This is a genomic window from Streptomyces sp. NPDC018947 (assembly GCF_044390505.1).
Lineage (GTDB): Bacteria > Actinomycetota > Actinomycetes > Streptomycetales > Streptomycetaceae > Streptomyces.
On the sequence record NZ_JBIRZD010000002.1, the window covers coordinates 308,122 to 321,354 of the forward strand.

Consider the following 13,233-nt stretch of genomic DNA (forward strand, 5'->3'; position numbering starts at 1 on the left):
CATCATGCTAAGGTCACTGCTCGTTCGATCTTTGGCCGGCTCTTTACCCGGAGTGACCCCCGTGCGTGTCCTCGCCCTCCCCGCGGCCCTCGCCGCCTTCGCCCTGCTCACCGGCTGTTTCGCCTCCACGGAAGCCACCGGCGCCGACGCGGGCGAGCGCATCCGCGTCGCGATGATGCAGCCTCCGCGCTCGGCCCTGTCCCCGCTCTCCGACGACGCGTTCAAGCTGTCCCGCTGGTCCACGGCGGAGACACTCGTGAAGCTGGACGCGGCCGGCGACGCGAAGCCCGCGCTCGCCACCGAGTGGAAGCAGTCCGGCCGGAGCTGGACCTTCACCCTCCGCAAGGGCGTCACGTTCCACGACGGCACCGGGTTGACCGCCGAAGCCGTCGTCCGCTCCCTCTCCCGGGCCGCCGGCGCCTCCCCCAAGCCCCGCATCCTCGACGGCGTCGAGCTGACGGTGAGGGCCGGGGCCGACGGCACCGTGGTCGTCACCACCGCCGAGGAGGACCCCCTCGTCCCGCAGAGGCTCAGCTCCCCGCAGTTGTCGATCCTCGCGGCGAAGGCGTACCGGGGCGGGACGGTGAACCCGGTCGGCGCCGGCACCGGCCCCTTCGAGCTGGTCGAGGTCAACGGCACCTCCTCCGCCGCCCTCGACCGTTACGACGGCTACTGGGGCGGCACGGCCGAGGCTCCCGGCATCGACGTGACGTTCGTGCCCGACGGCACCGCGCGCGCCGCCGCCCTGCGCAGCGGTGAGGCGGACATCGTGGAGGCGGTGCCCGTATCGCAGGCCGCCCTCCTGGACGAGGACCTGATCACCGAGGTCCCGATGCCGCGCACCAACACCCTCTACCTCAACACGGAATCGGGCGCCTTCAAGGACCCCGCGCTGCGGGCGGCGGCCCGGGAGGCGATCGACGCGGAGTCGATCGTGGAGGGCGTGTACGAGGGCAGGGCCGACGTCGCCGAGGGGCTGCTCGGGCCCGCGCTGCCGTGGGCGGCCGGCCTGCGCGAGCCGGTGCGGCACGCGAAGGCGGGCGATCCGGCGGGGCGGGTCATCACCATCGGCACGTTCACCGACCGGGCCGAACTGCCCGAGGTGGCCGCCGCGCTCCAACAGCAGTTGCAGAAGGCGGGGTTCACGGTGAGGCTGGAGGTCCGCGAGTACGCCAACATCGAGTCCGACGCCCTGGCGGGCGCCTTCGACGCCTTCGTCCTCTCCCGGGCCACCGTCCTCGACTCCGGCGACCCGGCGGCGTACCTCTACAGCGACTTCGCCTCCGACGGGTCCTTCAACATCCCCCACCTCGCCGACCCGGCCGTCGACGAGGCGCTGCGGAAGGCCGGCGCGACGCCGACCGGTGACGCTCGCCGCCGGGCCGTCGTCGCCGCCGAGGCCGCCGTGCTCTCGACCGACGCGGCCGTGCCGATGCTCCACGAGCGCGTGATCCAGGGCGACGCCGCCGACGTGGTCGGCGCGGCCCACGACCCGCGCGAGCGGGAACTGGTCACGCTCCACACCCACGTCAAGTGAGGCCGTCCACCGCGGGCGCGACCCGCGCCGTCTCCCTGGCCGCCGTCCTGGCCGCCGTCGGCCTGCTGCCCTGGCTCTCCGGCCGTGACCCCGCCCTGACCGTGCTGCGTGCCCGGTCCGCCGAGCAGGAGCCGACCGCGGAGGCCCTGTCCGCCGTGCGCCGGGACCTCGGGCTGGACGCCGGACCGCTCCCCCTTCTCGGCGACTGGACCGCCGGGCTGGTGCGCGGTGACCTCGGCACGTCCTGGGTGTCGGGGACGGACGTCCTCCCGTCGGTCCTGTCCGGGCTCCAGGTCTCGCTGGGCCTGATGGCCGCCGCGCTCGCCGTGGCGGTGCTTCTGGCCGTGGCCCTGGCGGCGCCCGTCCTGGTGCGCGGGCGGGGATCGGCCGGCGCGTTCTCCGCGATGGCCGCCGCCGTTCCCGAGTTCCTCCTGGCCACCGTGGCGCTGCTGGTGTGCGGAGTGTGGCTGGGGTGGCTGCCGACGTCGGGCTGGCGGGGGCCGGAGTACATGGTCCTGCCCGCCCTCGCGCTCGGCGTCCCCGCCGGCGGTCTGCTCGGGCGGCTCGTCGCGGACGCGCTGCCCGCCGTACTGGACGAACGGTGGGTGGAACTGTGGCGGGCCGCGGGAGTGAGCCGCGCCCTGATCGCGGCCGCCGCGCTGCGCCGCGTACTGCCGCCGCTGGTCCCGCAGTTCGGGATGGTCGCCGTCGGACTGACGGGCGGCGCCGTCGCCGTGGAGACCGTGTTCGCCGTGCCCGGCATCGGACGCACCGCGCTGGGCGCCGCCAAGTCGCAGGACCTGCCGCTGCTCCAGGGCTCGGTCCTCGTCCTGCTCGCTCTGGGCCTGGTCACCGGTGCGTCGGCCGCCCTGGTACGGCGCCGCCTGCTGGGTCCCGCCCTGCGCGACGCCGGGCTCGCGCTGCCCCCGGCCCGCCCGGTCCGGGCGCACCCGGCGGTCCCGGCCGTCCTCGCCGCCGTGCTGTCGGCGGCGATCGGCTGGGGCCTGCTGCGCGACCCGTACGCGGTGGACACGGCCGCCCGGCTGGCCCCGCCCTCCTGGGCCCACCCGCTGGGCACCGACGGCCTCGGCCGCGACGTCCTGGCCCGGCTCGGGCACGGGGCCGCCTCGACCGTCGGCACCGCGGCGGCGGTCTGCCTGCTCGGCCTGGTGGCCGGGCTGGCCCTGGGCTTTCTGCCCGGCATCGCGGCGGGTGCGGCGGACATCGCCAACGCCCTGCCGCCCGTGATCGTCGGCATCCTGGTCGTGGCGGCTGCCGGTCCCGGCACCGGCGGCGCGGCCCTCGCCGTCGCGCTGATCTCCTGGCCGCCCCTGGCGGCGCACGCGGCCGCGCTGGTGCAGGAGGTGCGGGCGTCGGCGTTCCTGACCGCCCAACGCGCCATCGGCGCCCCGCCGCTGTGGATCCTCGGCCGGCACGTCCTGCCGTCCGTCGCCGCTCCCGTCGCCCGCCACGCCCTGCTCCGGCTGCCCGGCGTCGCCCTCGCCCTCGCCTCCCTGGGGTTCCTGGGCCTGGGCGCCCAGCCGCCCGCGCCCGAGTGGGGTCTGCTCCTCGACGAGTCCCGCGCCTACGTGGAACGCGCGCCGTGGGCCGCCCTCGCCCCGGCCGTCGCACTGGCCCTGCTGGCCGGGCTTGCCGTGTCGGGGGCGGCGTACGCGCGGGGCCGAAGCGCCCGTCGCACGACCGTCCGCACGCTACGGAAGGAGGCCGCCCATGCCGTCCGAGGCGCTGCTGTCGGTGCGTGACCTGCGGATCGCGTTCGGCCCCGTCGAGGCGGTCCGCGGACTGTCCTTCGACGTCCGGCCGCGCGAGGTGTTCGCCGTCGTCGGGGAGTCGGGCGCGGGCAAGTCCCTCACCGCCCGTGCGCTGCTCGGCATGGTGCCGCGCGGCGCGACCGCCGGCGGCAGCGTGCGGCTGCGGGGCTGCGTCGATGCCGCCGCCGAGCGCGGGCGCCGGATCACCCTCGTTCCCCAGGACGCCCTGTCCGCCCTGTCCCCCGTCCACCCGGTCGGCGACCAACTCGCCGCCGCCGTACGGTCGGTGCGGGGCCTGTCACGCGCTCGGGCGCGTGCCCGGGCCGTGGCGGCACTGGACCGGGTCGGCATCCCGGACGCCGCGCGTCGGGCGCGCGCCTACCCCCACGAGTACTCGGGCGGGATGCGGCAGCGCGCGGTGATCGCCATGGCGACGGTCAACGAGCCCGACGTCGTCGTCGCCGACGAGCCGACCACCGCGCTGGACGAGGACCGCCGTGAGCAGGTGCTGCGGGTCCTCGCCGAGCAGCGGGAGGCGGTCGGAGCCGCGCTGGTCCTCGTCACCCACGACCTCGACGTCGTCCGCACCCACGCGGACCGCATGCTGGTGATGTACGCGGGCCGGGCGGCCGAACTCGGCGCGGTGCCACGGGTACTGGGCCGTCCGCGCGCGCCGTACACGGCGGGTCTGCTGGCCTCGCTCCCCCAGGACGGCCCCCGGCGCCGCCGGCTGCCGGCGCTCCGCGGCACCCCTGCCTCGCCGGAGGCTCTCGGGCCGGGCTGCGCCTTCGCGCCGCGGTGTCCGGTGGCCGCGGACCCGTGCCGCGACCTCGAACCCGAACCGCGGAACGTGGACGGACGCCTGGTCGCCTGCCATCGGGCCGACGTCGTGCCCGATCCTCTCCAGGAGTTCGTGTGAACCCTCCTCTGCTGGACGTCCGCGAACTCGTCGTCCGCTACGGCCGGGTGACCGCCGTGGACCACCTCTCGTTCCGTCTGGACGCCGGTGAGACCCTCGCCCTCGACGGTCCCTCCGGCTGCGGCAAGTCCTCCACGGCCCTCGCGGTGCTCCAGTTGCGCCGGCCGGACGGCGGGGAGGTCCGCTTCGAGGGGCGTGAGCTGACGAAGCTGACCGAACGTGAACTGCGGCCGCTGCGCCCGCGCATGCAACCCGTCTTCCAGGATCCCTACGGCTCCCTCAGCCCCCGGCACCGCATCCGCGATGCGGTGGCCGAGCCGCTGAAGGTGCAGGGCCTGTGGGACCGGACCGACGGACCCGCCCGCGTGGCAGAACTGCTCGACCGGGTCGGCCTCGACCCGTCGTACGGGGACCGGCGTCCGCACGAACTTTCCGGCGGCCAGTGCCAGCGGGCCGGGATCGCCCGGGCCCTCGCCTCCCGGCCGCGGCTGCTCGTCCTCGACGAACCGGTGTCGGCGCTCGACGCCTCGGTACGGGCCGGCGTGCTGAACCTGCTCTGCGACCTCCAGGACGAACTGGGCCTCGGCTACCTCTTCATCTGCCACGACCGGGCCGTTGTACGGCACTTCGCGGACCGGGTGATCGACATGCGGGACGGACGCGCCGTCCCCGCGGACGCACCCGATCGATGCCACGCCGCACCGACTCCGTCGCGGGTCCGGGACGGTTGACCCGTTGCGGGCCGTGATCCGAGGGGAGACCCGGGAGCGCTGCCCACCGAAAGACCCGGGATCGCCTCCCGCCACGGCGTGCTCGGCGTCACGGCCTTCCCCCCGGGACGCCGTGACGCCGCAGCGCGCCGTGGCGGGCAGTGGCCCCCTCGGGCCTGCGCTCCGCACCGCGGTCAGTCGCCGCCTGGGTGGGTGCGCACCACGTACACCTTGCGCAGCGTCGAGTGTATGTGCCACGCGCCGCGCCAGCCGGCCGGCATCGCCAGGGTGGAACCGGGGTGCAGCTCGACGGTGTCGCCGCCCTCGGTGCGCACGGTGGCGGTGCCGGTCAGGACCTGGCAGACCTCGTCGTAGCCGTCGCGGGTCGCGGTGAAGTGGCCGGGGTCGCACTCCCACACGCCGACCTCCACCAGCCCGTCCGGCGAGCGCCACAGGGGGTGGGTGGTCTCCTGCTGGCCGGTGGTGCTGGTGGGTTTGGGGCGGACGGCGGGCAGGTCGGCGCCCGGCGCGTCGGCGAGGAAGGCGACGGCGGGTACGGTCGGGGCATCCATGGCGGACGATCTCCTTTCAGCGGCCGCTGATGACGTCGGCCAGGCGAGCGATGACGGATGTGCGCCCGAGGCCGGTGTTCTCGTGGCGGTCGGCGGCGCGGTAGGCGACGTAGAGGCTGCGCACGCCCAGCCAGCGCAGCGGCTCCGGCTCCCAGCCGCGTACCGTCCGGTCGACCCAGGGCAGCCGGGTGAGGTCGGTCTCCTGGCGCAGGACGAGGTCTCGCAGGGTGCGTCCGGCGAGGTTGGTGGTGGTCACGCCGTGCCCGACGTAGCCGCCGGCCCAGCCCAGTCCCGTCTTCTCGTCCAGGTGGACGGTGGCGCACCAGTCGCGCGGCACGCCGAGCACGCCGGACCAGGTGTGGTCGATGGCGAGGCCCTCGGTGCTGGGGAAGAGCTGCCGGAGGACGGCTTGCAACTGCACCTGGGTGGCGGCCCTGGTCTCGCCGCGCTGGTCGACGTGGGAGCCGAACATGTAGGGGATGCCGCGGCCGCCGATGGCGATGCGGCCGTCCGCGGTGCGCTGGACGTAGCAGTAGGAGTGCGCCTCGTCGCCGAGCAGTTCGGCGCCGCGCCAGCCGATCTCCTCCCGGACGTGGGTGGGCAGGTGTTCCGTGACGATCATGCTGCTGTTCATGGGCAGCCAGACCCGTCGGTGGCCGCGCAGGGAGGCGGTGAACCCCTCCAGCGCCCGGATCACGTACGTCGCCCGGACGGTGCCGTGGACGGTGACCGCCTGGTGCGGACGGATCTCGGTGACCTCCGTGCCCTCGTAGACGGCGACGCCCATGCGCTCGACCACGTCGGCCAGGCCCCGTACGAGCTTGGCGGGCTGGATGCGGGCGCAGTGGGGGCTCCAGTGGGCGCCGCGGGCGCCGGCGACGCGCACCCGTTCGGCGAGCTGGTCGCGGTCGAGTTCGACCAGGTCGTTCTCGCTCCAGCCCTCGGCGCGCAGCGACGGCAGCCGTTCGCGCAGTCGTCGTTGCTGCGCGGCGTTGGTGGCCACGTGCAGCAGACCGTCCTTCTGGATGTCGGCGTCGATGCCCTCCTCGCCGGCGACCCGGATGACCTCGTCGACGGAGGAGAACATCTCACGCTGCAGGGCCACGGCCGAAGCCGGGCCGTGTGCCTTGGCGTAGCGGCGCATCTGCCCGGGCGGCTCGGCGCTGAGCCAGCCGCCGTTGCGGCCGGAGGCGCCGAACCCGGCGAACTCCTTCTCCAGCACGGCGATCCGCAGGTCCGGCTGCGCCTTCTTGAGGTAGTAGGCGGTCCACAAGGAGGTGTAGCCGCCGCCGACTAGGGCGACGTCCACGTCCAGGTCGCCGGGCAGGGCCGGGCGGCGGGCGGGGATCCCGCTCTCGCGGTACCAGAAGGAGACGTCTCCGTTGACGAGGGCGGGGCTGATGGCAGGGGTCGTTTCGCTCATCGTTCGCTCTTCTCCGCGGCGACCGGGCTTCGGTCACCGTCCGTGGGTGGGTGGGTGGAGCCGGAGGAGTCGTCGAGCAGGACGCCGCGCTCGACGTCCCAGACCACGGTGACGTCGTCGCCGCAGCGGACGCCGGACAGCCGGTCGGCCTGTTCCCGGGCGACCAGCTCGGTGCCGTCGCGCAGGACGAGACCGAGCTTGCGTCCGGAACCGAGGTAGATCTCCTGAACGACCCGCGCCGGCAGCGCGTTGACTCCGGGGTCGACGGACTGAGCGGCCGGCTGGACCCGCAGGTGCTCGGGGCGGACCACGACGGCGGCCGCGCTGCCCCGGGCCAGCCGGCCCCTGGCGCGCACCGTGTGCTCGCCGACGCTCAGGCGGGAGCCGTCCCCGTCCGGCTCGACGCGTCCCCGCACGGTGGAGGACTCGCCGAGGAACCCGGCCACGAAGAGGCTGCGCGGCCTTTCGTAGAGTTCACTCGCGGTGCCGACCTGCTGGATGCCTCCGTGGTCGAAGACGGCGATCCGGTCGGAGAGGACCAGCGCCTCCTCCTGGTCGTGGGTGACGAAGACGAAGGTGGAACCGACCTCGCGGTGCACACGCTTGATCTCGAGCTGGAGGGATTCGCGCAGCTTCCTGTCGAGCGCGCCGAGCGGCTCGTCCATCAGCAGCACACTCGGTTCGTACACCACGGCCCGTGCCAGGGCGACCCTCTGCTGCTGCCCGCCGGACAGTTCGCGCGGCCGGCGGTGACCGTGGCCGCCGAGCCGCACGGTTTCCAGGGCGGCTTCGACCATCTCGGCGCGGCGGGCCCTGGGCACCTTGCGCTGCTTGAGCGGGAAGGCGACGTTCTCCGCGACGGTCATGTGCGGGAACAGGGCGTAGTGCTGGAAGACCATGCCGATGTCGCGCCGGTGCGGCGGCAGGTGCTGCACCTGCGTACCGCCGATGGTCAACGTGCCCGACGTGGCGGGCGTGAACCCCGCGATGATGTTGAGAGTCGTGGTCTTGCCGGAACCGCTGGGGCCCAACAGGGTCATGAACTCGCCCGGCTCGACGACCAGGGAGACGTCGTCGACGGCGACGGAGTCCGCGAAGCGCTTGCGCACCTGGGCCAGTTCGATACGGGCTCCGCGTGCCTTGATCAGGCCGGTCTCAGCGGACACGGTTCCTCCTGGCGGTGACGAAGGTCGCGGTCAGCACGAGCACCGTGGTGAGGACGATGATCAGGGTGGCGGCCGCGGCGATGGTGGGGTCGGTGTCCCGGGTGATGCTGGCGAACATCTTGACCGGCAGGGTCTGCAGGTAGGGGCTCTGGATGAAGAGCGAGACAACGACCTCGTCGAAGCTGGTGACGAAGGCGAACAGAGCACCGGAGACCATGCCGGGGGCGATCCGCGGCAGTGTCACCTGCCGGATGGCACCCCACCGGGTGGAACCGCAGATCAGTGCGGCGTCCTCCAGCCTGCGGTCGAAGCCGCGCAGGCTCGCCGTCACCGGGATGATGACGAACGGCAGGGCCAGCACGGTGTGGGCGGTGACGAAGCCCAGCGGGGTGCCCAGCAGGTTGTACCGGAGGAAGAGGGCGTAGACGCCGATGGCGACGACCACGGTCGGCACGATCATGGGTGCCAGCAGCAGCGCGTAGGACGCCTTGACCCAGCGCGAGCCCGACCGGGTGAGCGCGAGGGCCGCGGCGGTGCCGAGGACCGTGGCCAGCACTCCGACCAGGGCACCCACCTGAAGCGAGGAGAGCAGCGCGTCGATCCACCGGGGGTCGGTGAAGAAGTTGGCGTACCAGCGGGTGGACCAGCCGCTCGGCGGGAACACCAGGGAGGCCTTGTCGGTGAAGCTGAGGGGGATCACCACCAGCGTGGGGGCGATGAGCCAGCAGCCCACCAGTGCGCTGAACGCCCAGAGCAGGATCCGTGCGGGTCCGGTTCTCATCGGGCGCCTCCCCGGGCCCGGGTGACGCGAAGGACGGCGCCGACCAGGCCCAGCAGGACCAGCGTCACCGCCAGCAGCACCACGCCCATCGCTCCGCCCCGGCCCCACGCCAGCAGTCCGTTGACTTGCGTGAACACCTGCTGGGACATCAACGCCTGGTCGGGCGAACCCAGCAGCGCCGGCGTCACGTAGAAGCCGAGTGAGGTGATGAACACGGTCAGCGCGCCGGCGCCGACACCGGGCAGGGACAACGGCACGAAGACCCGCAGGAACGCGGTGGCCGGGCGGGCGCCCATGCCCTGCGCGGCCTGGAAGAGCCGGCGGTCGATGCCGCTCATCACGGCGTACAGCGGCAGCACCATGAAGGGCATCAGCACCTGCGTCATCCCGATCACCACCCCGGCGGGGGTGCGGATGAGCTGCAGCGGGCCGAGGCCCACGGTGCCGAGAAGCTGGTTGACCACCCCGTTGTCCTGGAGCAGCACCACCCAGGCGAAGGTGCGCACCATCAGGCTGGTCCAGAAGGGCAGCAGCACCAGCAGGGTGAGCCCGATGCGTGCGCGGACCCCGACCACGGTCATCAGGTAGGCGTACGGGTAGGAGAGCAGCAGGGTCACCAGGGTGACGACGGCGCCGACGGTCAGGGTGCGGACCAGGGTGGCGAGGGCGACGTCGTTGGTGAAGAACCAGGAGTAGTTGCCCGCGCCGGGGGTCGGCTCGGTCACGCTGCGCCAGGTCATCAGTCCCAGCGGCACCAGGAAGAGCACGGCGAGGAGGACCACGGCCGGCAGCAGCAGCCAGCCCCATCGGCCGCCGGATCCCTTCCGGGGGCGGCCGCCGGCGGCCGGGGGCGCGAAGTCGATGAGGGCGGTCACGGGTTACCGCGCCAGCCAGTCGGACCACTTCTGGATGAGCTGTTCCTGGTTCTCGGCCCACCAGGCGTTGTCGATCCTCAGGGCCTGGGCCTGCCGCTCGGAGGTGGTGGTCAGGTACTGGGATCCCAGCTCGTCGAGCTTGGGGGCGGCATCGGAGTTCACCGGCGAGTAGGAGGTCAGCTCGGTGAGCCTGGTCTGCTGGGCGGCACCCAGGTAGTAGTTGATCAGCGCCATCGACGCCTTGGGGTTCCTGGCGCCGACCGGGACGGCGAGGGAGTCGGAGACCGGCATGAACTGGTTCCACTGCGGGGCGAAGTGGGCGCCGTTCTTGACGGCCGAGTAGGCCCGGCCGGACCACACCATGGCCATGGACACCTCACCGGACTCCAGCAACTGCTGGGAACGGGCGCCCGTGTCCCAGAAGACGAGGGAGGAGCGGACGCTCGTGAGCTTCTTCAGGGCCCGGTCGACGTCCAGCGGGAACAACTGGTCGGGAGGGACCCCGTCAGCGAGCAGTGCCGCCTCCAGCGCCCCCGGGGACAGGTCCGAGGCGATTCCGGGTATCGCGCGCTTGCCCGGGTACTTGGCCGTGTCGAGGAAGTCGGCCCAGCCCTTCGGCGGGTTGTCACCGAACTTCTTCTCGTCGTACATCAGGACCACGCCGTAGCTCATCGCCGGCACCGAGCACTTGCCCGCCATGCCCTCGGGCAGCCTGGAGGTGTCGACGATCTCCGTGTCGAGCGGCATCAGGAGCTTGCCGCACTGGCGCTCGGCCCAGAGGGTGTCGGTGTCCACCACGTCCCAGGTGACGTTCTTGGCGTCGACCTGGGCCTTGATCTTGGTGTAGTCGGTGGGGCCGTCGGAGAGCACCTCGGCGCCCGCCTCGGCCATGAACGGCTCGACGGCGGCCGCCTCTTGGCCCTCCTGGTAGATGCCGCCGTAGGAGGCGAAGGTGAGGGCGACGCCGTCGAGCGCACCCTTCTTGACCGCGCCCGCCCGGGCGGGGCCCGGGCCGAGGTCGACGTCGGCCGCGGTGGGGGTGGTGCCGACGCAGCCGGTGAGGGTGAGCAGCACGGCGCTGACGGCGCATCCGATGATCGTGCGTGATGTTCCGGGCATTACTGTCTCCAAGAAGGGACGGCAAAGAACCATGGGGACGCGAAGGGCTGGAGCGCTCGGCCCAGGGAGCCGGCGCTCTGCGGGAAGCGCGTGGAGAGGTACCGCGGAAGGGGCAGGGTGACCGTACGGGGACCGGGTCAGTCCGGGGTCGGCGGGCTGATGATCCAGAGGATCTCGGCGGGTGCCTCATGGCTGTTGACCACACGGTGCGGCACCGAGGAACGGTATTCGATGCTGTCACCCGCCTCCAACCGGTGGGCGCGCCCGTCGAGTTCGATGCGCACCGCACCACTGAGCACCAGGAGGATCTCCTGCGAGTCGCCGTGGGTGTAGGCGTCGTCGCCCGTGGAGGCTCCCGGGTCGAACTCGCCGGCGTAGACCTCCAGATGACTGAGCGGACGCTGCGAGATGAGGAACTTCCGGCTGCCCGGGGCGGTGTGCAGTGTCGGCCGGTCGGCCCGTCGCACCACCCTCGGACCGGGCGCGCTGTCCTGGTCGAACAGATCGGCCACGGTCAGGCCGAGCGCCGCGGCGATCCGCCGGAGCATGCCGATGGAGGCGTTGACCTGCCCGCGTTCCAACTGGCTGAGGAATCCCGGGCTGGCCGGTACCGCTTCGGCCATGGCACGCAGTGACATCCGCCGCATCATCCGGTACTCCCGGATCCGGGCCCCGAGAGCCGCGTCCGCGGCGTCCGCGGTCGACTCGTCCGAGGGATCCCGCCTCGAGTGATCAGTCATGGGCGAACACCTGACGCCTCCTCAGCGAACACTTTGTTCGCTGACGTGATACGGACCGTATGTTGAGGTGACCTGCCGCACAAGCCCCTGCTCCCGCCGTCACCGGAACGTGACCTTCCTCGCACGGGTGCGGCCGACCGCCCACGGCGTCGGCCGGACAGGTCACGCCCCCGTGTCGGACGGGGGGAGGTCGATTACCTCGCGAGTAATCGATAACTCCGGGCGTCGGCAGGCAGGGTGGCTCCACCGACACAGTGATCGAGGCGAGGAGCCGGTATGTCGACAGGTCAGCAGGTGCGGCACGGGAACAGGAGGACGGCGGTGCTCGGGCGGAGCGGACTGCTGGTGGCGGCACTCGCCACGATGACGGCCTTCACCACGGTGACGAGCGAACCGGCGGTGCCGGCCGCCGCGAGTCCCAGGGGACCGGCCACCGGCGCGGTGGCGCGGGGAAGCGAGTGCGCCGAGGTGCGGGAGAAGGTCGAGAGGCTCGAGGGCCTGATCACCCCGAACGCGTGCGCCTTCGTCAAGCGGCAGATCGCCTTCGGTGAGACGCCGACCGGAAGGCCGCCGGAGCCGGGTGAGCTCAGCCACCCGAGAGTGCGGTCCTATCTGGACATCTTCGACGAGGAGGCGACCCTCTGGGAAGCGGGCGGTGTGCCGCAGCGGGGGCACACCACGATCGGCAACTCGATCACCGGGTCACTGCGGCTCGTTCCCGACCTGCGGTACACGGGGACCGAGGTGGTGGCCGACGGTGCGGTGGTGATGTTCGGTCAGTGGAACGAGGTCACCGTCAAGGGGCGGAAGGTGGCCTATCCCCAGATCGCGAGGAACGTGCTGTCCGACGACGGCAAGTCCGTCCAGGCGCGGCGCTACTACGACCGGTACGCCGTCTTCGGGTCGGCCGCTCCGGAGCTGCGGAACCTGTTCGAGGGGGTCGCCGACGCGGGTGGTGCGCGCGGCGGGGCGCCGCAGCGGTTCCAGACCGACGAGATCACGGCGCGGCTCGCGGCGTGGAACGACGAGGACGTCTCCACGCTGGCCGGCCGGATGGGCGGCGCCCGGCTCACCGCGCCGGGGCTCTCCCGGCCGCTGGTCACCACCGCGGGGAAGATCGCCTACCTCCAAAGGCTCTTCGACCACGCCGATCTGGAACTGAAGGCGGGTCAGGTCGCGTTCGGCGAGACCACCACCTATGTGGAATGGCACGGCAGGGTGACCAGTGAGAAGGGGGCGGACGTCCCGTTCGGCATCGTCGAGCGGTTCGGGCCCGGGGCGGAGTGGGAACTGTCCTTCGACACGCTCCCCCTGATCGCCGACGACGCCGAGATCGCCGCGCTCTTCCAGAAGCTCACCCGGCCCTGAGAGAGTGCCCGTCGACGGTACTTCCCCGGTGCGCGATCAGTCGGATTCGTTCCGGGGAGGTGCCTCATGGAGGTGGCGTGTCTGGGTGTCGTAGTCGCTCAGTACGTGTCTGAGCTGCTCCAGCGACTCCTCGGGGATGTCCGGCGGAGCGGACTCGGCCACGTAGCGGGCGGCTGCCACCAGCGCCGCGAACTCGAAGGCGTGCGCGGTCGCCCGCAGAACGCCCGGCCGGGCCCACTCCAGGTGCATGA

The 13,233-nt window shown here is 72.8% G+C and carries 13 protein-coding genes; 5 read left to right on the forward strand and 8 right to left on the reverse strand.

Translation table 11 applies throughout. The annotated features are described in order from the left end of the window. Positions 1 to 4: 4 nt before the first annotated feature. The 4 genes from ACH499_RS06005 to ACH499_RS06020 are packed head-to-tail and all read left to right on the forward strand — an operon-like array spanning position 5 to position 4,959. Positions 5 to 1,537, forward strand: coding sequence for an ABC transporter substrate-binding protein (locus ACH499_RS06005; protein ID WP_356205802.1), 1,533 nt, complete (start codon positions 5 to 7; stop codon positions 1,535 to 1,537). Next, positions 1,534 to 3,300 carry an ABC transporter permease subunit gene (locus ACH499_RS06010; protein WP_399014032.1) on the forward strand — a complete coding sequence of 589 codons (1,767 nt, stop codon included), beginning with the start codon at positions 1,534 to 1,536 and terminating at the stop codon, positions 3,298 to 3,300. Before ACH499_RS06005 ends, ACH499_RS06010 begins: the two co-directional genes overlap by 4 nt. Continuing rightward, complete coding sequence (locus ACH499_RS06015; RefSeq protein WP_399014033.1) at positions 3,269 to 4,228, forward strand: ABC transporter ATP-binding protein; 960 nt, start codon at positions 3,269 to 3,271, stop codon at positions 4,226 to 4,228. The genes ACH499_RS06010 and ACH499_RS06015 overlap by 32 nt, the downstream gene beginning before the upstream one ends. After that, the gene (locus tag ACH499_RS06020; protein ID WP_356205805.1) at positions 4,225 to 4,959 is read left to right on the forward strand and encodes a dipeptide/oligopeptide/nickel ABC transporter ATP-binding protein; all 735 of its coding nucleotides are present in this window, start codon (positions 4,225 to 4,227) and stop codon (positions 4,957 to 4,959) included. The genes ACH499_RS06015 and ACH499_RS06020 overlap by 4 nt, the downstream gene beginning before the upstream one ends. A gap of 173 nt (positions 4,960 to 5,132) precedes the next feature. Here the strand turns inward: ACH499_RS06020 and ACH499_RS06025 are convergent, their stop codons facing one another. The 7 genes from ACH499_RS06025 to ACH499_RS06055 form a co-directional block, all read right to left on the reverse strand. Continuing rightward, on the reverse strand, positions 5,133 to 5,510 hold the full coding sequence (locus ACH499_RS06025) for a cupin domain-containing protein (protein ID WP_399014034.1): 378 nt from the start codon (positions 5,508 to 5,510) through the stop codon (positions 5,133 to 5,135). Positions 5,511 to 5,526: 16 nt separating this feature from the next. Further along, positions 5,527 to 6,933: an NAD(P)/FAD-dependent oxidoreductase gene (locus tag ACH499_RS06030; RefSeq protein WP_399014035.1), complete on the reverse strand. Its 1,407-nt coding sequence runs from the start codon at positions 6,931 to 6,933 to the stop codon at positions 5,527 to 5,529. After that, the gene (locus tag ACH499_RS06035) at positions 6,930 to 8,099 is read right to left on the reverse strand and encodes an ABC transporter ATP-binding protein (protein WP_399014036.1); all 1,170 of its coding nucleotides are present in this window, start codon (positions 8,097 to 8,099) and stop codon (positions 6,930 to 6,932) included. The genes ACH499_RS06030 and ACH499_RS06035 overlap by 4 nt, the downstream gene beginning before the upstream one ends. Further along, positions 8,089 to 8,880, reverse strand: a complete 792-nt coding sequence (locus ACH499_RS06040; RefSeq protein ID WP_399014037.1) for an ABC transporter permease — start codon at positions 8,878 to 8,880, stop codon at positions 8,089 to 8,091. Before ACH499_RS06040 ends, ACH499_RS06035 begins: the two co-directional genes overlap by 11 nt. After that, the gene (locus ACH499_RS06045) at positions 8,877 to 9,755 is read right to left on the reverse strand and encodes an ABC transporter permease (RefSeq protein ID WP_399014038.1); all 879 of its coding nucleotides are present in this window, start codon (positions 9,753 to 9,755) and stop codon (positions 8,877 to 8,879) included. The genes ACH499_RS06040 and ACH499_RS06045 overlap by 4 nt, the downstream gene beginning before the upstream one ends. A 3-nt stretch (positions 9,756 to 9,758) precedes the next feature. Continuing rightward, positions 9,759 to 10,874, reverse strand: a complete 1,116-nt coding sequence (locus ACH499_RS06050; protein ID WP_399014040.1) for an ABC transporter substrate-binding protein — start codon at positions 10,872 to 10,874, stop codon at positions 9,759 to 9,761. A gap of 137 nt (positions 10,875 to 11,011) precedes the next feature. Further along, complete coding sequence (locus ACH499_RS06055) at positions 11,012 to 11,614, reverse strand: XRE family transcriptional regulator (RefSeq protein ID WP_356204756.1); 603 nt, start codon at positions 11,612 to 11,614, stop codon at positions 11,012 to 11,014. A 276-nt stretch (positions 11,615 to 11,890) separates the two neighbouring features. On the opposite strand from ACH499_RS06055, the gene ACH499_RS06060 reads away from it, so the two are divergent. Beyond that, a complete protein-coding gene (locus ACH499_RS06060) occupies positions 11,891 to 12,982 on the forward strand; it encodes a hypothetical protein (RefSeq protein WP_399014041.1) in 1,092 nt (363 codons plus the stop codon). 36 nt (positions 12,983 to 13,018) lie between these two features. Here ACH499_RS06060 and ACH499_RS06065 read toward each other — a convergent pair whose 3' ends face one another. Next, positions 13,019 to 13,231 (reverse strand): hypothetical protein, encoded by a 213-nt coding sequence (locus ACH499_RS06065; protein ID WP_399014042.1) that lies wholly within the window; start codon positions 13,229 to 13,231, stop codon positions 13,019 to 13,021. Positions 13,232 to 13,233 lie beyond the last annotated feature (2 nt).